At 71.5% G+C, this 18,611-nt stretch carries 20 protein-coding genes; 4 read left to right on the plus strand and 16 right to left on the minus strand.

The window, feature by feature from the left end; genetic code table 11:
- Positions 1-64 precede the first annotated feature (64 nt).
- The 7 genes from yajC to G7063_RS08185 all read right to left on the minus strand — a co-directional run bounded on the left by yajC (position 65) and on the right by G7063_RS08185 (position 5,014).
- Positions 65-466, minus strand: a complete 402-nt coding sequence (gene yajC / locus G7063_RS08155; RefSeq protein WP_166413957.1) for a preprotein translocase subunit YajC — start codon at positions 464-466, stop codon at positions 65-67.
- A gap of 100 nt (positions 467-566) precedes the next feature.
- On the minus strand, positions 567-1,577 hold the full coding sequence (gene ruvB, locus G7063_RS08160) for a Holliday junction branch migration DNA helicase RuvB (RefSeq protein ID WP_166413958.1): 1,011 nt from the start codon (positions 1,575-1,577) through the stop codon (positions 567-569).
- Positions 1,570-2,193, minus strand: coding sequence for a Holliday junction branch migration protein RuvA (ruvA, locus tag G7063_RS08165; protein ID WP_166413959.1), 624 nt, complete (start codon positions 2,191-2,193; stop codon positions 1,570-1,572). The genes ruvB and ruvA overlap by 8 nt, the downstream gene beginning before the upstream one ends.
- Before the next feature lie 81 nt (positions 2,194-2,274).
- Positions 2,275-2,844 (minus strand): crossover junction endodeoxyribonuclease RuvC, encoded by a 570-nt coding sequence (ruvC, locus tag G7063_RS08170; RefSeq protein ID WP_166413960.1) that lies wholly within the window; start codon positions 2,842-2,844, stop codon positions 2,275-2,277.
- 76 nt (positions 2,845-2,920) lie between these two features.
- Complete coding sequence (locus G7063_RS08175) at positions 2,921-3,676, minus strand: YebC/PmpR family DNA-binding transcriptional regulator (RefSeq protein WP_166413961.1); 756 nt, start codon at positions 3,674-3,676, stop codon at positions 2,921-2,923.
- A 3-nt stretch (positions 3,677-3,679) separates the two neighbouring features.
- On the minus strand, positions 3,680-4,282 hold the full coding sequence (gene pdxT / locus G7063_RS08180; protein WP_166413962.1) for a pyridoxal 5'-phosphate synthase glutaminase subunit PdxT: 603 nt from the start codon (positions 4,280-4,282) through the stop codon (positions 3,680-3,682).
- Between the two features lie 54 nt (positions 4,283-4,336).
- Positions 4,337-5,014, minus strand: coding sequence for a transcriptional regulator (locus G7063_RS08185; protein WP_166413963.1), 678 nt, complete (start codon positions 5,012-5,014; stop codon positions 4,337-4,339).
- 196 nt (positions 5,015-5,210) lie between these two features.
- On the opposite strand from G7063_RS08185, the gene G7063_RS08190 reads away from it, so the two are divergent.
- The 4 genes from G7063_RS08190 to G7063_RS08205 all read left to right on the plus strand — a co-directional run bounded on the left by G7063_RS08190 (position 5,211) and on the right by G7063_RS08205 (position 9,576).
- A complete protein-coding gene (locus tag G7063_RS08190; RefSeq protein ID WP_166413964.1) occupies positions 5,211-6,590 on the plus strand; it encodes a tryptophanase in 1,380 nt (459 codons plus the stop codon).
- A gap of 109 nt (positions 6,591-6,699) precedes the next feature.
- A complete protein-coding gene (locus G7063_RS08195) occupies positions 6,700-8,124 on the plus strand; it encodes an amino acid permease (RefSeq protein WP_206188123.1) in 1,425 nt (474 codons plus the stop codon).
- A gap of 59 nt (positions 8,125-8,183) precedes the next feature.
- A complete protein-coding gene (locus tag G7063_RS08200; protein WP_166413965.1) occupies positions 8,184-8,588 on the plus strand; it encodes a Rid family detoxifying hydrolase in 405 nt (134 codons plus the stop codon).
- A 127-nt stretch (positions 8,589-8,715) separates the two neighbouring features.
- Positions 8,716-9,576 carry a PPC domain-containing protein gene (locus tag G7063_RS08205; protein WP_166413966.1) on the plus strand — a complete coding sequence of 287 codons (861 nt, stop codon included), beginning with the start codon at positions 8,716-8,718 and terminating at the stop codon, positions 9,574-9,576.
- 56 nt (positions 9,577-9,632) lie between these two features.
- Here the strand turns inward: G7063_RS08205 and G7063_RS08210 are convergent, their stop codons facing one another.
- From G7063_RS08210 to G7063_RS08250, 9 genes are all read right to left on the minus strand, one after another.
- Positions 9,633-10,280, minus strand: a complete 648-nt coding sequence (locus tag G7063_RS08210; RefSeq protein ID WP_166413967.1) for an NUDIX hydrolase — start codon at positions 10,278-10,280, stop codon at positions 9,633-9,635.
- 1 nt (position 10,281) lies between these two features.
- On the minus strand, positions 10,282-11,187 hold the full coding sequence (gene pdxS, locus G7063_RS08215; RefSeq protein WP_206188124.1) for a pyridoxal 5'-phosphate synthase lyase subunit PdxS: 906 nt from the start codon (positions 11,185-11,187) through the stop codon (positions 10,282-10,284).
- Between the two features lie 63 nt (positions 11,188-11,250).
- On the minus strand, positions 11,251-11,925 hold the full coding sequence (locus G7063_RS08220; protein ID WP_166413968.1) for a hypothetical protein: 675 nt from the start codon (positions 11,923-11,925) through the stop codon (positions 11,251-11,253).
- A complete protein-coding gene (locus G7063_RS08225; protein ID WP_304610648.1) occupies positions 11,922-13,136 on the minus strand; it encodes a glycosyltransferase family 4 protein in 1,215 nt (404 codons plus the stop codon). The genes G7063_RS08220 and G7063_RS08225 overlap by 4 nt, the downstream gene beginning before the upstream one ends.
- The gene (locus G7063_RS08230; RefSeq protein ID WP_370520692.1) at positions 13,133-14,128 is read right to left on the minus strand and encodes a phosphatidylinositol mannoside acyltransferase; all 996 of its coding nucleotides are present in this window, start codon (positions 14,126-14,128) and stop codon (positions 13,133-13,135) included. The genes G7063_RS08225 and G7063_RS08230 overlap by 4 nt, the downstream gene beginning before the upstream one ends.
- Complete coding sequence (gene pgsA, locus G7063_RS08235; protein ID WP_166413970.1) at positions 14,125-14,769, minus strand: phosphatidylinositol phosphate synthase; 645 nt, start codon at positions 14,767-14,769, stop codon at positions 14,125-14,127. The genes G7063_RS08230 and pgsA overlap by 4 nt, the downstream gene beginning before the upstream one ends.
- Before the next feature lie 96 nt (positions 14,770-14,865).
- The gene (locus G7063_RS08240) at positions 14,866-15,438 is read right to left on the minus strand and encodes an HIT domain-containing protein (RefSeq protein ID WP_166413971.1); all 573 of its coding nucleotides are present in this window, start codon (positions 15,436-15,438) and stop codon (positions 14,866-14,868) included.
- Positions 15,439-15,440: 2 nt separating this feature from the next.
- The gene (gene thrS / locus G7063_RS08245) at positions 15,441-17,447 is read right to left on the minus strand and encodes a threonine--tRNA ligase (RefSeq protein WP_166413972.1); all 2,007 of its coding nucleotides are present in this window, start codon (positions 17,445-17,447) and stop codon (positions 15,441-15,443) included.
- Between the two features lie 86 nt (positions 17,448-17,533).
- Complete coding sequence (locus G7063_RS08250) at positions 17,534-18,610, minus strand: phosphotransferase family protein (RefSeq protein WP_166413973.1); 1,077 nt, start codon at positions 18,608-18,610, stop codon at positions 17,534-17,536.
- Between the last annotated feature and the right edge of the window lies 1 nt (position 18,611).

Here is an 18,611-nt window from a genome sequence, read left to right on the forward strand (position 1 = left end):
GTGTGCGGACCAGGAGGCCTGGTCCGGTTCAGTCGACGTGCGCCCGAGGGGCCGCGCGCCGAGCCTAGTCGTTCGTCGGTCGCCCGTCCTGCGACGACCCGGGCGTGTCCGTCCCGTCGGTGCCGTCGAGCTCGTCGTCGGACGTCAGGGCATCGTCGTCCTCGACGACCGGCTCGACGACCTTGGCCACCGCCTGGCGGATCCACGTCGTCCGTGCGCCGTCGACCGACGCGAGCGTGATGCGGTCACCCTCGACCTCGACGATCGTCCCGAAGAAGCCGGAGCCGGTCATGACCTCGGTGCCGATCTCAAGGCTGTCGCGGAAGGCCGTCGCCTCACGCTGCTGCTTCTTGGCCCGACGTGAGCCGAAGAACATCATGAGGACGAGGGCGCCGAGGACGACGTAGAGGAAGATGTCGCCGCCGCCACCGGCTGCGCCGGCTGCGAGGTTCGTGACGTCGGTCATGACGAGGATGCTCCTTCGGGGGTGGACTTCGCCTGCCGCAGTCTAGCGGCGGTTCGCGAGGTCCAACGCCCGCCGCTCGCGCGAGGTTCCCGCGCGACGCTCACGCCGGTGCGTCGAGCCCGAGATGTGCCCACGCCGCGGGAGTCGCGACCCGACCACGCGGTGTCCGGCTCATGAGCCCCTCGCGCACGAGGAACGGTTCGGCGACCGTCTCGACGGTCTCGGGCTCCTCACCGACCGCGACCGCGAGCGTCGAGAGCCCGACAGGTCCGCCACCGAACCGCGTGCACAGCGCCGAGAGCACCGCGCGGTCGAGGCGGTCGAGGCCGAGAACGTCGACCTCGTACACCTCGAGCGCCGCACGCGCGGCGCGCAGGTCGAGCCGGCCGTCGCCACGCACCTGCGCCCAGTCCCGCACGCGACGCAGCAGACGGTTCGCGATGCGAGGCGTGCCGCGCGAGCGACCGGCGATCTCGGCGGCGGCGTCGTGCTCGAGGACCGTCCCGAGGAGGCCCGCGCTCCGCACGAGCACCTGCTCGAGCTCGGAAGCGTCGTAGAAGTCGAGGTGACCTGTGAAGCCGAAGCGGTCGCGCAGCGGGGCCGGCAGCAGCCCTGCGCGCGTCGTCGCTCCCACCGCGACGAAGGGCGGCAGCGCGAGCGGGATCGCGCTCGCGCCCGGCCCCTTCCCGACGACGACGTCGACGCGGAAGTCCTCCATCGCCATGTAGAGGAGCTCCTCGGCCGGCCTCGCGAGCCGGTGGATCTCGTCGATGAAGAGGACCTCGCCCTCCTCGAGCGAGGAAAGGACCGCCGCAAGGTCGCCCGCATGCGTGATCGCGGGGCCCGACGTCACGCGCAACGACGTCCCGAGCTCCGCAGCGATGATCATCGCGAGCGTCGTCTTGCCGAGGCCGGGCGGCCCCGAGAGCAGCACGTGGTCGGGGGTGCCTCCACGCCCGAGCGCGGCGTGGAGGACGAGGGAGAGCTGGTCGCGCACGGTCTTCTGCCCGACGAACTCCTCGAGCCTGCGGGGTCGCAGCGCGGCCTCCGCCGCACGCTCGATCTCGTCGGCACCACCGTCGAGGAGCCGCTCCGCGGGCGCCTCAGCCACGACGACCCCCGAGCATGCGCAGCGAGGCGCGCAGGACGTCGGGCACGTCGCCCTCGGCGAGCGGCTCGTCCGCCGCGTGACCGCGCGCCGTGAGCACGTCGCTCACCGCGTCCTCCGCGGTCCGCGCCGTCCAGCCCAGGCCCTCGAGCGCCTCGACGACCTTGACGCGGTGGTCGACGACCGCCACGGCAGCCTCTGCCGCCGCGCCGCCGCGCACGGGTCCGAGCTTGTCGCCGAGCTCGAGCACGAGCCGCTGAGCACCCTTGCGGCCGATGCCGGGGACCTTCATGAGCGTCGTGAGGTTGCCGTCGGCGACCGCGCCCCGCAGGGCGTCGGGCGAGAGCACCGCAAGCATAGCGAGGGCGGTCCGCGGGCCGATGCCCGAGACCGTCTGCACGGTGTCGAAGGTCTCGCGCTCGTCGACGTCGGCGAAGCCGTAGAGCGTGAAGGAGTCCTCGCGCACGACGAGCGTCGTGTGGAGGCGCGCGTGCTCCCCCACACGCAGCAGCGCGAGAGTCGACGGCGTCGCGAGCACGGAGAGCCCGACGCCTCCCGTCTCGACGACGGCGCGGTCGATCCCGACCGCGAGCACCTCACCACGTACCGAGGCGATCACGACGCTCCCTCCGGGTCGGCTACCAGCATGGCACCAACCGCTTCAAACACCTGTACGAACACCGCACCACCGTAGCAAGAGCTACCGACGTCCCCCGCCGCGGCGCGCCGCGTCCTCCGCGGCCGCCCATGCCCGTTGGGCGGGCGTCAGCTCGTGATGGTCACCGCCCTGCAGCGCACCCGAGGGGCGCCACAGGTGGCAGACCGCGAGTGCCAGCGCGTCCGCCGCGTCCGCAGGCTGCGGCGCCTCGGCGAGCCCGAGGATCTTCGCGATCATCGACTGGACCTGCGCCTTGTCCGCCCGTCCGTTGCCCGTCACGGCGGCCTTGACCTCCGACGGCGTGTGCATCGCGACAGGGACGCCACGACGCGCCGCGGCGACCATCGCGAGCCCCGCAGCCTGCGCGGTACCCATGACCGTCGAGACGTTGTGCTGCGCGAAGACGCGCTCGACCGCGAGGACGTCGGGGACGTGCTCGTCGAGCCATGCGTCGAGCCCGTCGGCGATCGTGCGGAGCCGCAGGTCGAGGCTCAGCGACGGCGGCGACTCGATGACACCGACAGCGACGAGCCTCGCCCGGCGGCCCGGCAACGAGTCGACGACGCCCACGCCGCAGCGCGTGAGCCCAGGGTCCACACCCAGCACCCTCACGTCAGCCCCTTCCTGCCCCGTCCGGGGACGACGGCGGCGCGTCGACCCGCAGGTCGACGCGCCGCCGGAGTGATGGTCAGTCCTCGTCGAGCGCCGCGAGCACCTCGTCCGAGGCGTCGAAGTTCGAGTAGACGTTCTGGACGTCGTCCGAGTCCTCGAGCGCGTCGATGAGTCGCAGCACCGCGCGGGCACGGTCGACGTCGACCTCGATCTCCAACGACGGGTGGAAGACCGTGTCGGCCGAGTCGTACTCGATGCCTGCGTCCTGGAGCGCCGTGCGCACCGCGACGAGGTCTGTCGCCTCGGAGAGGATCTCGAAGAAGTCGCCCTCGTCGTTGACCTCCTCGGCGCCCGCGTCGAGCGTCGCCTCCATGACGGCGTCCTCGTCCGTGCCCTGCTTGGGGACGACGACAACACCCTTGCGGGAGAAGAGGTACGAGACCGAGCCCGGGTCGGCCATCTGGCCGCCGTTGCGCGAGAACGCGACGCGGACCTCGGCTGCCGCACGGTTCTTGTTGTCCGTGAGGCACTCGACGAGGACGGCGATGCCGCCGGGCGCATAGCCCTCGTACATGATCGTCTGGTAGTCCGCGCCACCGGCCTCGGCACCCGAGCCGCGCTTGACGGCACGCTCGATGTTGTCGTTGGGGACCGAGGTCTTCTTGGCCTTCTGGATCGCGTCGAAGAGCGTGGGGTTTCCCCCGGGGTCACCGCCGCCCGTACGGGCAGCCACCTCGATGTTCTTGATGAGCTTGGCGAACAGCTTGCCGCGCTTGGCGTCGATCGCCGCCTTCTTGTGCTTCGTGGTGGCCCACTTGGAGTGACCGGACATGCCTTACCGCTCCTTCGAGACGAGTCTTGCGAACATTGCGTGAACCCTGGCGTCGCCCGTGATCTCCGGGTGGAACGACGTCGCCATGAGAGGGCCCTGCGCGACTGCCACGATCCTACCGGTGGCCGGGCCGTCCCCCACGGTCGCGAGCACCTCGACGCGCGCGCCGACCTCCTCGACCCAGGGCGCCCGGATGAACGTCGCCGGCACGGGGCCGCCCTCGACACCTCGGAGGTCGAGCGTCGTCTGGAACGAGTCGGCCTGCCGTCCGAAGGCGTTGCGCCGCACCGTCATGTCGATGCCGCCGAGCGAGCGCTGGTCGGCCGTGCCGTCGAGCACCCGGTCCGCGAGCAGGATCATCCCCGCGCACGAGCCGTAGGCCGGCATGCCGTCGCGCAGACGCGCGAGCAGCGGCTCGCGCATCTCGAACACGTCGAGGAGCCTGCTCATCGTCGTCGACTCCCCGCCCGGCAGGACGAGCCCGTCGACCTGCTCGAGCTCGGCAGCACGGCGGACGCGCACAGCGCGCGCACCTGCGGCCTCGAGGGCCTTCACGTGCTCAGGGACGTCGCCCTGGAGCGCCAGGACACCGATCGTCGGGTTCACGTCGCACCATGCTACGGCCACGACGGCGTACGAACGCGCCCGACCGCCCGCGTCTCACATGCCCGCGGACTCCTCGGGCCCGAGCTCGTTGAGGTAGTTGTAGATGGTGAACCGGCTCACCGCGAGAGCCTTCGCCGCGGTCTCGACGCTCTCCTTGAGCTGGAAGAAACCACGGTCGCGCAGGTCCTGGACGACAGTGAGCTTGTGCCGCTTCTGCATGAGCTCGACGGGCACCTCGACGTCGGCGAGCGCGCGGGAGAGCAGGCCGTGGGCGAGCGAGTCGACGTCCCGCGGGTACTCCTCCGCGGAGCTGGTGCCGCCGCTCTCGTGGCTGGCAGCGGGCAGCATCGTCTCGACGAGGCTCGCGACGGCGCGCCACGCCGAGACGTCGGCATTGATGCACAGGGCGGCGACCGCGCGGCCGTCCGCTCCCGACACGACGATCGTCGACGAACGCAGCTCGCGCCCGTCGTCCGTGCGGCTCGTGTAGCCGAGCGTCGTTCGCGCCTCGCCGCGTGCCACGGCGCGCAGGAGCATGTCGGTCGCGGGGCTGCCGACGGTGCGCCCCGTGAGGCCACCGGCGATCGCGACGATCGAGTCGGGAAGGCGTCCGAGGTCGTGGATGACGACCTCGCAGTCGCCGGGGATGATCGCCGCGAGCGGCTCCGCGAGCTGGGCGAGCGTCGCGACGACGCCGTTCGTCTCCACTGGTGCCTGGGGTCCCACGATCATCCTCTTCCCTGCTCGTCACCCGTCGTCGGGAACCCTCACAGTACCCGAGATAGCCGACAGGTGTTGAGGTGACCAAAGTCCCGTTGAAGAGTTCAACAGTCTCTGTACGGTTCTCAACAAGCGTTGAAGCGAGTCGCGAAGAGGCGGCCCGCGGGGCGACGCAGCCCCCACGTGCACCCTCACGAAGGAGAGAGCGTTGAAGTACATCCCCGAGCCGTTCAAGATCAAGATGGTCGAACCCATCCGCATGACCACGCCCGAGTACCGGCGCGAGCGCATGGCCGAGGCCGGCTGGAACAGCTTCGGCCTCCGCGCCGAGGACGTCTACATCGACCTCCTCACCGACTCCGGCACGGGCGCGATGAGCGACCAGCAGTGGGCCGGCATCATGCTCGGCGACGAGGCCTACTCCGGGTCGAAGAGCTACTACCACCTCATGAAGGCGACCGACGAGATCTTCGGGTACGACTGGGTCCAGCCCGTCCACCAGGGCCGAGCCGCCGAGAAGGTCCTCTTCCCCTCGATCGTCACCCCCGGACAGATCGTCGTCTCCAACACGTTCTTCGACACCACCCGCGGCCACGTCGGCCTCGCGGGCGGCCTTCCCGTCGACCTCGTCTGCGCCGAGGGCCGCGACCCCGCGATCCCCGCCGACTTCAAGGGCAACATGGACGTGCCCGCCCTCGAGGCCCTCATCGCCGAGAAGGGCGCCGACCAGATCGCCGCGATCGTCATGACGATCACGAACAACTCCGTCGGCGGCCAGCCCGTCTCCGTCGCCAACATGCGCGAGGTGGCCGCCGTCGCGCACCACCACGGGATCCTCCTCGTCATCGACGCGGCGCGCTTCGCCGAGAACGCCTGGTTCGTCAAGCAGCGCGAGCCCGAGTTCAAGGACGCGACGATCCGCGAGATCACCCGCGCCACCTTCGACTGCGGCGACGTCTTCACGATGTCGGCGAAGAAGGACGCGATCGTCTCCATGGGCGGTCTCGTCGCCGTCCGCGACAACCCCGAGCTCGTCGCCAAGCTCAAGGGCGCCGTCGTGCCCTTCGAGGGCTTCCTCACCTACGGCGGCCTCGCGGGCCGCGACATCGAGGCCCTCGCGATCGGGCTCGAGGAGGGCCTCGACGAGGACTTCCTCGCCTACCGCATCGGACAGAACCAGTACCTCGGCGAGCGCCTGCGCGCAGCCGGCGTCCCGTTCCAGGACCCGGTCGGCGGCCACGGCGTCTTCGTCGACGCGGGCGCCGTGCTCCCCCACGTGCCCTGGCACCGCTTCCCGGGACACGCCCTCGCCGTCGAGCTCTACCTCGAGGCCGGCATCCGCGCCTGCGACATCGGCTCCTACCTTCTCGACCCGCACCCCGTCACAGGCGAGCCGCAGCAGGCGATCGCCGAGTTCACGCGACTCGCCATGCCCCGTCGCGTCTACACGCAGTCGCACCTCGACGTCATCGCCGACGCCATCATCGCCATCCGCGACCGCGCGGAGACGGTGCCCGGCTACGAGATCATCGAGGCCCCCAAGGTCCTGCGGCACTTCACCGCCCGCCTGCGCCCCGTGCGCGACTGACACCCCCGACGGCGGCGGCCCAGCACCCCGGGCCGCCGCCACGCCGGCCGTCACCCCACGGACCCGGCGCGCACTGCTCCCACTTCAACGGCGAACCCGGAGTACCTGCATGTCCACCCAGACCACGCCCGAGCGCGCGACCGCGCCCGAGGGCACCACCGGCGGCTTCAAGCGAGAGCTGAAGAACCGCCACATCCAGATGATCGCCCTCGGCGGCGCGATCGGCACGGGCCTCTTCTACGGCTCCGCCGAGTCCATCGGCCTCGCCGGCCCCGCGATCCTCCTCGCCTACCTCGTCGGCGGCGCGATGATCTTCCTCGTCGTGCGCGCGCTCGGCGAGATGTCCGTCGACGACCCCAACTCGGGGGCGTTCTCCCACTACGCGTACAAGAACTGGAGCGCCCGCGCAGGGTTCGTCTCCGGTTGGAACTACTGGTTCAACTACATCGCCGTCGCGATGGTCGAGCTCGCCGTCGTCGGCGGCTTCGTCAACTACTGGTTCCCCGGGGTCCCCAAGTGGCTCTCCGCGGCCTTCTTCCTCGTGTCCATCACGGCGATCAACCTCATCGGCGTCAAGGCGTTCGGCGAGTTCGAGTTCTGGTTCGCCATGATCAAGGTCGCGGCCGTCATCGGCATGATCGTCCTCGGCCTCGTCGTCGTCGTCTGGGGCATCAACAACAACCCCGGGCTCCCCGATCCCTCGTTCGCGCACCTCGTCGACGACGGCGGGTTCTTCGCACAAGGCGGCAGCGGGATACTGCTCGCACTGGTCGTCGTGATGTTCTCCTTCGGCGGGACCGAGCTCATCGGGATCACCGCCGGCGAGGCCGACGAGCCCCGTCGCTCGATCCCCAAGGCGATCAACCAGGTGATCTGGCGCATCCTCATCTTCTACATCGGCGCGCTCGCCATCATCATGGCCGTCATCCCGTGGGGCACCATCGACGGAAAGATGAGCCCGTTCGTCCAGATCTTCGACAACGTCGGGATCTCCGGGGCGGCCCACATCCTCAACCTCGTCGTCCTCACCGCCGTCATGTCGGTGTACAACTCGGCGCTCTACTCCAACGGCCGCATGCTCTACTCGCTCGCCCACCAGGGCAACGCCCCGGCCTACCTCAAGCAGATGTCCCCCAACGGCGTCCCGGTCGCCGGCGTCCTCACGTCCTCGGCCGTCACCGTCCTCGCCGTCATCGTCGTCCTCATCTGGCCCGACTTCGCGTTCAAGTACCTCATGTCCATCGCGACGATCGCAGGCATCATCAACTGGTCGATGATCATGGTGACCCAGCGCAAGTTCCGCCGTCGCATCGGCCCCGAGGCCGCCGCCAAGCTCCAGTTCAAGATGCCCGGAGGCGAGGTGACGACCTGGGTCGTGCTCGCGTTCATGCTGCTCGTCGTCGTCCTCATGGCCTTCAACGACGCCTACCGCACCGCGCTCGTCGTCGGCCCGCTCTGGGTCGGAGGCCTGCTCCTGGCCTACGAGATCAAGGTCCGGCGCAGTCAGAAGCTCGAGATCGCCACCGTCGACTGACACCCTGCCCGGTGCGGGGCAACGCCCCGCACCGGGCACCTGCACCACCGAGGAGCACCATGCCCACGATCCCCGCCCCCCACGCGCTCACCACCGAGGCCGCCCCCGGCGCGATCGGCCCGTACAGCCAGGGAGTCGTCGCCCACCCCTTCGTCCACGTCTCCGGCCAGCTCCCGATCGACCCCGCCACGGGCGAGGTCGACGGCACCGACGCCGCGACCCAGGCCGCGAGGTCGCTCACGAACGTCGCGGCTGTCCTCGCCGCGGACGGCCTCACCCTGGACGACGTCGTCAAGACGACGGTCCTGCTCACCGACATCGACGACTTCGCCGACGTCAACGCGGTCTACGCATCGCGCTTCACCGGGCCGGTCCTCCCGGCACGGTCAGCCTTCGCCGTCGTCGCCCTCCCGCGCGGTGCGAAGGTCGAGATCGAGGTCGTCGCCGCACGCCGCGCCGACTGACGCTCCGCCCGTCCGACGGGCCGACCGGGTGCCCCGCGCCGACTGCGTCGCGGGGCACCGACATGCCTGGGCGCGACGAGGCCGCACCGAGAACGCTTCCACGCGGCCGTCCTGCTACTTTTGCGCCATGACGATGCCAGGGAGCGACCCGTACAGCACGCCCACGCCCGGCCCGGGCGCGCCTCCGCCCCCCACCGCGGCCCCGACCTACGGTGTCCCCGCGGGGCAGCCCTACGGAGCCCCTGCCGGGCAGCCCTACGGAGCCCCGGCAGCGCAGCCGTACCCGACGTCGGGCGGCTATGCACCTGCCCCCGGTGGCTACGGTCAGCCGCAGTACGGCGCACCGGCTTGGCAGCCCGCACCGCGCATGCGCAAGACGCTCGGCGCCAAGATCCTCACGTTCACGGGTCTCGGTCTGAGCATCGTCGCGGTCGTGATGCTCGTCGTGGGGATCGGCCGCATCGCCGAGACTGCTCCCGCCAGCCTCACCGAGCTTGCCGACTCGATCGCGAGCGCCGACACCCCCGGCTCGACCCAGGTGGCGCTCACGGCAGGCTCCACGTACGAGATCTGGACCTCCCGGTCGACGAGCGCGTTCCTCGACGTCGACGACATCCTCGTCACGACCCCCTCGGGCGGGACGGTCGCCGTCGTCGGCGCCACCGGCGACGTCTCTGTCAACGACCTCAACGCGTCCATCGTCGGCCGCGTCACGGCGCCCGAGTCCGGCACGTACACGATCGACGTCACCAGCGACATGGGAGTTCTGACGTTCATGCCGAACGGCACGTTCGACGATCTCCTGACGGGCTTCATGGCCGGGACCGGGCTCATCCTCGGCAGCCTCGCCGTCGGCGGCCTCGGCTTCTGCCTGCTGCTGGCGGGCGCCATCTGGTGGGGCGTCGCGGCGTCGAACAACCGCAGGGTCCGCGCGCTCGGCGGGGGCGGGACCCCGATGTCCGGGGCCGTCGTCCACCCCGGGCTCTGAGCCGGACCGACGGCCCGGGTGCTCGACCGCGGTCGAGCACCCGGGCCGTCGGCGTGTCAGCTCGCGCCGTCGACCTCGAGGCCGATCCGCTCGACCACGCCGTCCCAGCCGTGGGCGAGCCCCCGCACGATGCGTGGCAGGTCCATCGGGAACACCTCGTCCGAGCTCGCCTCGAGCTCCGCGGCCGTCAGCCAGCGCACCTCGTCGACGAAGCTCTCCTCAAGCTCCGTCCAGCCCTCGCGGCTCAGCTCGGGACGCTCGGCCACGCGCAGGACGAAGAACTCCTCGTGCTGGCGGCAGTGCTCACGGGCGAAGTCGAAGATCGCCGACCGCGTGAGCACGGGCCCCTCGAGGTCGTCGAGACCGACGACGAGTCCCGTCTCCTCACGCAGCTCGCGCGCCGCGGCCTGCCGCGGCGACTCCCCCGGGTCGATCCCGCCGCCGACCGAGAACCACCAGTGCCGCTCCGGCTCATCGGCATCGTGCCCCCGCACGAGGAGGACCGCCCCCGAGCCGTCGAGCACGAGCACCCGGGCCGCCGACCGCTCACGCATCCCGTCGGCCGCTCGCACCCAGCCCTCGTCGAGGTGCAGCGGCGCGTCCGCCTCCCGCGAGCCGGCCGACGCGGGCGCCCCCGGACGCACCGCGTCCGCGGTCCCCGGCACGGGGCCGGGGACCGCGGACGCGGAACCGTTCACAGCCATGTCACCAACCGCGGTCCTGCAGACGGTGAGCGACAGGCACCTCGTCGACGTTGATGCCGACCATCGCCTCGCCGAGCCCGCGCGAGACCTGCGCGAGGACCGCGGGGTCGTCGTAGAACGTCGTCGCCTTGACGATCGCCGCGGCACGCGCGGCGGGGTCGCCGGACTTGAAGATGCCCGAGCCCACGAACACGCCCTCGGCACCGAGCTGCATCATCATCGCCGCGTCGGCCGGCGTCGCGATCCCGCCTGCGGTGAAGAGCACGACGGGCAGACGCCCGGCCTCCGCGACCTCCTTGACGAGCGCGTACGGAGCCTGGAGCTCCTTCGCCGCGACGTAGAGCTCGTCGTGCGACATCGACGAGAGACGAGCGATCTCGGCGCGCAGCGTCCGCATGTGCGTCGTCGCGTTCGAGACGTCGCCCGTCCCCGCCTCACCCTTCGAGCGGATCATCGCTGCGCCCTCGGTGATGCGGCGCAGCGCCTCGCCGAGGTTCGTCGCCCCGCACACGAACGGCGTCGTGAACGCCCACTTGTCGATGTGGTGCGTGTAGTCGGCAGGCGTGAGGACCTCGGACTCGTCGATGTAGTCGACGCCGAGCGCCTCGAGGACCTGAGCCTCGACGAAGTGGCCGATGCGCGCCTTCGCCATGACGGGGATGGAGACGGCTTCGATGATGCCGGCGATCATGTCCGGGTCGCTCATGCGCGCGACGCCGCCCTGTGCGCGGATGTCGGCGGGGACGCGCTCGAGCGCCATGACGGCGACGGCGCCGGCATCCTCGGCGATCTTCGCCTGCTCCGGCGTGACGACGTCCATGATGACGCCGCCCTTGAGCATCTCCGCCATGCCGCGCTTGACGTGGGACGTCCCGACCACGGGGGCGGAGGAGTTCTCGGTGCTCACGATGTGTACCTCGTTCGGAAGTTCGGCTGCCCGGGACGGACGTCCCGTGCGGACGCGGACATGCTAGACCTCTTCGGGCTGAACGTGACTCCCTGGCCGCCCCAGTCCCACAGGCCAGGCATCGTCGAGCTCGACGGTGTGCGGCATCGCCGCTCGGCCCGCGAGCCGTGCGAGCCGCACCCAGCCCTTGGCGCGCATGCGCTGCGTCTGCGCGACGGCCTCGTTGTGGAAGCGGCGCGCGAGCTGCACCCGGAACCACGCGGCCGAGAGCTGCTCGAGCACCTCGGACCCGCCGGGCACGGCGCACACGCGCGCGATCTCCTCCGGCGTGTCGAGAACTCCCCGCAGGGCTGCCGAGAGGTCGGACTCGGCGTCCGTGCGCTCGCTGCCGAGGCCCTCGCCGAGCGCCTCGCCGATGACTCTGCCCGTCGCGACCCCACGTACCTCGTCGGCGAGATCTGGCACGGCGACCGCGAGCTCGCGCCCGCCCTGTCCCTCGCTGCCACCCGTCGCGACGACGGCGTCCGCGACGAGCAACGCGGCCACGGGGTCGAGCGCCCCGGAGACGACGAGCTCGCCCGCAGCGCTCGAACGTCGCACGAGCTGCGCGTCGAGCGCGATGCGCGACGCGACGACCTTGCGGTGCAGCCGGTCGAGCCGCGTCGCGGCCCGCCAGCCGACGACGAGCACGACACCGACGACGGCGACGACGAGGACGACGACCTCCGACCACCTCATGAACCGCTCCCCTCGACGCCGAGCAGACGGCCCGTGCCACCCGCCGCGTCATCGACCCGCACCGTCGCGTTCGACGCCGCGAGGACCATCTCGTAGACCGTGAGGACCTCGTCCGTGACGACCGACCAGTCGTAGCGACGCACGGCGGTCTCGCCGCGGGCCGCGACCTCGGCACGACGCCCGTCGTCGGCAAGGACCTCGAGGAGGGTGCGCGCGAGGTCGTCGCTGTCGCCCGTGCGGAAGAGGACGCCCGCCTCCCCCTCGTCGAGCACCCGACGGAACGCGCCGAGGTCGCTCGCGACGACGCACGTGCCCGCGCTCATCGCCTCGACGAGGACGATGCCGAAGCTCTCGCCGCCTGTCTGCGGCGCGACGTAGACGTCGGCCGAGGTGAGCAGTGCCGCCTTGTCCTCGTCCGAGATCCCGCCGAGGAACTCGACGTGCCGTGCGAGCGGTCCGAGCTCGGTGATCGCGGCGTCGCGGCCGGCGTCCCCGCGGCCGGCGACGAGGAAGCGCGCGTCGGGGATGCGGGCCACGACCTCGCGCACGGCGCCGACGAGGACGGGCAGACCCTTGCGCGGCTCGTCGAGCCGTCCGAGGAACGCGATCGTCGGGGCCTCGGGCGTACCCGTGAAGCGGGCATCACGCTGCGCCGCGCGGAACGGCTCGACATACACGCCGTTCGGGATGACGACAGCGTCGCCGCCGAGGTGGTCGATGAGCGTGCGGCGCGCATCCTCCGAGACGGCGATCCGAGCGTCGATCTTCTCGAGCGCGGGCCGCACGAGCGGCGAGACCATCTGCAGCGCACGTGAGCGCACCATCGACGTGTGGAACGTCGCGACCGTCGGCCCCGTCGCGTTCCACAGGGCTAGCAGCGAGAGGCTCGGGGTCACGGGCTCGTGGAGGTGGAGCACGTCGTAGTCGCCCTGGTCGAGCCAGCGCCGCACCTTGGCAGCGACGAGCGGCCCGAACGAGAGCCGCGCGACCGACCCGTTGAACCGCAGCGGCACCGAGCTTCCCGTGGACGTCATGTACGACGGGATCTCAGTGTCGTCGTCCGCCGCGATGAGCACGCCGACCTCGTGCCCGCGCGCCATGAGTGCCTCGGCGAGATCACGCACGTGGTACTGCACGCCGCCGGGGACGTCGTAGGAGTACGGGCACACGATGCCGACGCGCAGCCGACGTCCGCCGAGAGGGACGCTCACGACGCACCTCCTGCAGGGCCGGGATCGTCCGCCGCGCGCTGCGCGGCGCGCTCGAGGGTACGCGCGTATCGCTCGGGGTCGAGATCCTCGACGAACACGTGCTGAAGCATGTGCCAGTCCTCCGGCTTCTCCGAGATCGCACCCGCGAGGGTGTCGACCCAGCCCTGCGTCGCGGCCGCGACGCGTTCCTTGCGCGGCAGCGCCGCGTCCGTCGTCACCTCGGCGTGGAACCGGATGACGATGCCCCACGGCGAGCCGGCCAGGCGTCGGCGCTCTCCCGTGAGCCTCTCGTAGGTGATGGAGATCGGCACGAGCGGGGCGCCCGTCGCGACGCTCAGCGCCGCAGGCCCGGCCGCGACTCGCGCGCGCCGACCAAACATGTCGACCTCGATCCCCGAGGCCGCGAGATCCCGGTCGGCGAGCAGCGGCACGAGCCGTGGCGGCGTCGCACGCGCGGACCTCAGGAGCGCCTGGAAGACGCCGTCGTCGCCGAGCGCGAGGATCTCCATGCCGAGGTCCTCGCGGAACGCGAGGAACTCCTCGAAGAGGCTCGGCGGCTCGAGGCGCTCGGCGACCGTCGTCACGGGCATGATGTGGCTGCCCGCCCAGGCTCCGGCGAGGTCCCAGTTGCCGAGGTGGCCGAGCGCGCCGACGACGCTACGACCCGCGTCGCGCGGCCCTTCGACGTTCTCGAGGCCGACGGCTCGGACCCGGGCGTCGATCTGCTCGGGCGTCATCGCACGCAGCGTGAACGCCTCGCTGTAGTACCTCAGGTACGAACGCATGCCCGCGCGGGAGAGTCGTCGCAGCGCCCGCCGGCCCTGGCCCGGGCGGACGCGCGCGTACGTCGCCTCGAGGCGGCGCACCCCGGCGGGTCGCACGAGCCACGTGACGTCGGCCGCCGCGGCGAAGAGCCCGCGCACGACGGGCCGCGGCAGCCGCGGCAGGACGTCCCACGCGATCTGGAAGAACCGACCAGCGTCCATGCTCACGCCTCCGCCGTCGGGCCCGCTGGCGCGGGCGTCGCGGGCACGAGAGCCTGCGCCTGGCGGTGCACGGTCGCCATGCGCTGGACGACCGTGATCGCTGAGAGCACCGCGAGCACGCCGAGCGTCCATACGAGGACGCCGAGCGGCGCGCCGTAGCCGACGACGAGCGCCGCGACGAGCGCGATCGCGAGCCGGTCGGCACGCTCCGCGACGCCGACGGACGCCGTCATGCCGAGGCCCTCGGCGCGCGCCCTCGCGTACGGCACGACCCCGCCGAGCGCGAGGCACGCGAACGCGACGACGACCCCCGCCTCCGAGCCCTCGCGCAGGAGGAAGAGCAGGAGGCCGCCGAAGATCGCGGCATCCGCGATCCTGTCGAGCGTCGAGTCGAGGAACGCGCCCCACGGGCCCGAGCGGCCCGCCGTGCGCGCCATGATGCCGTCGAGCGCGTCCGCGAGGACGAGCGCGCCGAGGGTCCACGCACCGGCGACGAGGTGACCCGACGGAAAGAGCCACAGCGCGACGACGACGGTCCCGAGGGTGCCGCCCATCGTCACGGCGTCCGGCGTCACCCCGAGCCGCAGGAGCAGCTTGGCCACGGGCGTGAAGAGCCACGTGGACAGCGAGCGCAGGTTGTCGAGCACCGTCGTCCTTCCGTCAGCGGGCCGGAGCCCTGGGTGCCGGGGGTCCCGGCGTCCGGTCCGCGGGTGCGGACCTGCGCGCCCGGGGCGCGCGGTCGGTCAGTTCGAGCCGTCGGGCCACGCGGCCGCGAGACGTGCGCGCGTGTCCGCGAGCAGCTCCGGCAGCGCCTTGGTGCGCCCGACGACGGGCAGGAAGTTCATGTCACCGAGCCAGCGCGGCACGACGTGCTGGTGGAGGTGCGCCGCGATGCCCGCGCCCGCGACCTCCCCCTGGTTCATGCCGAGGTTGAACCCCGCGGGGCCCGAGACCTCGCGCAGGACGCGCATCGCGGTCTGCGTGAGCTCGGCGACCTCACGGGTCTCGGTCTCGGTGAGGTCGGTGTAGTCCGAGACGTGCCGGTACGGGCAGACGAGGAGGTGCCCGCCGTTGTACGGGTAGAGGTTCATGACGACGTACGCGACCTCGCCGCGGTGCACGACGAGCGCGTCCGCATCGTCGCGCCCGGGCGCCACGCAGAACGGGCACGACGCCTCGCCCGGGTCGGTCGGCTTGTTCTCGCCCTGGATGTACACCATGCGGTGCGGGGTCCACAGCCGGCCGAAGCCGTCGGGCACGCCCGCGAGGCCCGGGGCCGGCTCAGCCCCGGGCTCGCGGACGTCGTCCGTCGTCATGCTCAGACCTGCACGCGGTCGCGGATCGCCGCGAGGATGCGCTCGACCGCGTCGGCGACGGGGATGCCGTTCTCCTGCGAACCGTCGCGGAAGCGGAACGAGACCGCGCCGTTCTCGACGTCCTCGCCGCCCGCGATGAGCGTGAGGGGGATCTTCTGCGTCGACGCCGTGCGGATCTTCTTGGGGAAGCGGTCCGAGGAGTCGTCGAGCTCGGCACGCACGCCCGCCGCGCGCAGCTGTGCGACGACGTCCGCGAGGTAGTCGTTGAACGGCTCCGCGACCGGGATCGCGACGACCTGCACGGGCGCGAGCCACGCCGGGAACGCCCCCGCGTAGTGCTCGAGGAGCACGCCGAAGAATCGCTCGATCGACCCGAAGAGCGCACGGTGGATCATCACGGGACGCTGGCGCGTGCCGTCGGCCGCCGTGTACTCGAGCTCGAAACGCTCGGGCAGGTTGAAGTCGAGCTGGATCGTCGACATCTGCCACGTGCGACCGATCGCGTCGCGCGCCTGCACCGAGATCTTCGGGCCGTAGAACGCGGCGCCGCCCGGGTCCGGGACGAGCTCGAGGCCCGACTCGGTCGCGACCTCCTCGAGCGTGCGCGTCGCTTCCTCCCACACGTCGTCGTCGCCGACGAACTTCTCGGGGTTCTTCGTCGAGAGCTCGAGGTAGAAGTCGTCGAGGCCGTAGTCGGCGAGCAGGTCGAGGACGAAACGCAGCGTCGTCGTGAGCTCGCCCTTCATCTGCTCCTTGGTGCAGTAGATGTGCGCGTCGTCCTGCGTGAGGCCACGCACGCGCGTGAGGCCGTGGATGACGCCCGACTTCTCGTAGCGGTACACCGTGCCGAACTCGAACAGCCGCAGCGGCAGCTCGCGGTAGGAGCGCCCGCGCGCGTCGAAGATGAGGTTGTGCATCGGGCAGTTCATGGGCTTGAGGTAGTAGTCCTGGCCCGGCTTCGTCACGACGCCCGCGTCGTCGACCTCCTCGTCGACGTGCATCGCGGGGAACATGCCGTCGCGGTACCAGTCGAGGTGGCCCGAGATCTCGTAGAGGTGCCCCTTGGTGATGTGGGGCGTGTTGACGAACGAGTACCCGGCCTCGATATGACGGCGGCGCGAGTAGTCCTCCATCTCCGTGCGGATGACCCCACCCTTGGGGTGGAATACGGGCAGGCCCGAGCCGAGCGCGTCCGGGAAGGAGAAGAGGTCCATCTCGGCGCCGAGGCGGCGGTGGTCGCGACGCTCGGCCTCCGCGAGGCGGTCGAGGTAGGCGGTGAGCTCGTCCTTCGTCGGCCACGCCGTGCCGTAGAGGCGCTGCAGCTGCGGGTTCTTCTCGGAGCCGCGCCAGTACGCGGCGGCCGAGCGCATGATCTTGAAGCCGTTGCCGATGAGCTTGGTCGACGGCAGGTGCGGGCCGCGGCACAGGTCCTGCCACGCGACGTCACCGTTGCGGCGGACGTTCTGGTAGATCGACAGGCCGCCCTCGCCGACCTCGACGGACGCGCCCTCGGCGCTGCCGGCGGTCGACTTCAGGCCGATGAGCTCGATCTTGTAGGGCTCCGAGGCGCACTGCTCGAGCGCCTCGGCGTCGCTCACCTCGACGCGGCGGAAGGTCTGGCCCTCCTTGATGATCCGCATCATCGCCTTCTCGAGGGCCTTGAGGTCCTCGGGCGTGAACGGCGTCTCGACGTCGAAGTCGTAGTAGAAGCCGTCGGTGATGGGCGGTCCGATGCCGAGCTTCGCGTCGGGGTTTGCCTGCTGGACCGCCTGGGCCATGACGTGCGCGGCCGAGTGGCGCAGCACCGCGAGGCCGTCGGGTGAGCCGATCTCGACGCTCTCGACGACGGTGCCGGCCGCGAGGACGGTGGAGAGGTCCATGAGCTCGCCGTCAACACGCAGGACGACGACGTCGCGGCGGTCGGCGAAGAGCTCGGTGCCCGTCGTCCCCGTCGTCACCGTGGTCTCGACTCCGTCGACGGTGAGTGTGATCTGGGGTTCTGCGGACACGTGGAGCTCCTTGGTGTCGCGGGCGGCCGTACCGGGGCCGTCCGTGGGTGGGTGGTGTTCCGTGCGGCGTACCGCACCCGACGATGCTACCGATCCGTGGCGGTCACGGGTGCACCGGTGGCCGGATCGTCGCCAAGGAGCGTGAGCGCGACGTCCTGCACCGCGCGCAGACGTCCGAGGTGCGACGAGAGCCCTTCGGCCGGGTACGCGCGCGGAACGACCTCGACCTGCATGAGGAGCGCGAAGTAGAGCCGGTAGAGGAGGAAGCGTCGCTGCACGTCGCTCAGCGGTCGGTCGAGCCCCGGCGCCTCGAGGGGGCCGAGGCCGGCGAGGCCGGCGAGGGCGCGTGCATGACGCGGCTCGGCCGCTCGGCCGTACGCGTCAAGCATCGTGGGCGACACGCCGCGCAGCCACGTCTGGTCGGCGCCGACGACGTCGAGCACCGGGTCGCCGACCACGGCCCGCTCGGTGTCGACCACGCCCGTGACGGCGAGAGTCGCGGGGTCGAGGAGGACGTTGCCCTCCCACAGGTCGGTGTGGACGAGGGCAGGCTCGACGACGTCGTCGAGCGCGTCGGCGTGGCTCGCGAGCGCAGCCCGGACCCGTTCCGTCCCGACGTCGACCTGCCAACGTGCGGCGTCCGCGAGGACCGCGTCGACCATCGCGCAGAAGGCGGCGCGCCACGTCGTTCCCTGCAGCGCAGGGAGGGCCGGGTAGCCGAACGGGAGCCTGCCCACGGCGTGGAACCGCGCCATGACCGTGCCGAGTCCCGCCTCGACACGAGCGCGCCCGTCATCGCCCGTCGTCACCTCGAGCCACGGAGCACCATCGAGGTGCGTGAAGAGCGCGACGCCGGCGCCGAGCACCGGGTGGTCGGCGACGTGCGCGAGCACCTCCGGGACGAGCGTACCGGGGTCCGACCCGGCCAGCCGGTCGACCGCGACCTCGGTGGCGAGGACGTCGTGCTCGTACGTGAGGAGCCGGTCGACACTCTCAGGGGCGACCTTGGCGACGAGCCGCATGCCCTCGGGGTGCGTGATGCGGTACGTGGAAGCGAACATCCCGCCGTGGAGCGGTTCGACGACGAGGGGCCCCGGAGGGAGGTGGTGCGCGGCGAGCGCGACGAGGGCGTCCCGGACGCCGCTGGGCACTGGATCGGTCACG

The organism is Sanguibacter sp. HDW7, assembly GCF_011300875.1.
Classification (GTDB): domain Bacteria; phylum Actinomycetota; class Actinomycetes; order Actinomycetales; family Cellulomonadaceae; genus Flavimobilis.

Bases quoted from the DNA above. Each gene is read 5' to 3' on its own strand.
- yajC (WP_166413957.1), bottom strand. From the start codon at position 466: ATGACCGACGTCACGAACCTCGCAGCCGGCGCAGCCGGTGGCGGCGGC.
- G7063_RS08175 (WP_166413961.1), bottom strand. From the start codon at position 3,676: ATGTCCGGTCACTCCAAGTGGGCCACCACGAAGCACAAGAAGGCGGCG.
- G7063_RS08185 (WP_166413963.1), bottom strand. From the start codon at position 5,014: ATGATCGTGGGACCCCAGGCACCAGTGGAGACGAACGGCGTCGTCGCG.
- G7063_RS08195 (WP_206188123.1), top strand. From the start codon at position 6,700: ATGTCCACCCAGACCACGCCCGAGCGCGCGACCGCGCCCGAGGGCACC.
- G7063_RS08200 (WP_166413965.1), top strand. From the start codon at position 8,184: ATGCCCACGATCCCCGCCCCCCACGCGCTCACCACCGAGGCCGCCCCC.
- G7063_RS08205 (WP_166413966.1), top strand. From the start codon at position 8,716: ATGACGATGCCAGGGAGCGACCCGTACAGCACGCCCACGCCCGGCCCG.
- G7063_RS08210 (WP_166413967.1), bottom strand. From the start codon at position 10,280: ATGGCTGTGAACGGTTCCGCGTCCGCGGTCCCCGGCCCCGTGCCGGGG.
- G7063_RS08220 (WP_166413968.1), bottom strand. From the start codon at position 11,925: ATGAGGTGGTCGGAGGTCGTCGTCCTCGTCGTCGCCGTCGTCGGTGTC.
- G7063_RS08240 (WP_166413971.1), bottom strand. From the start codon at position 15,438: ATGACGACGGACGACGTCCGCGAGCCCGGGGCTGAGCCGGCCCCGGGC.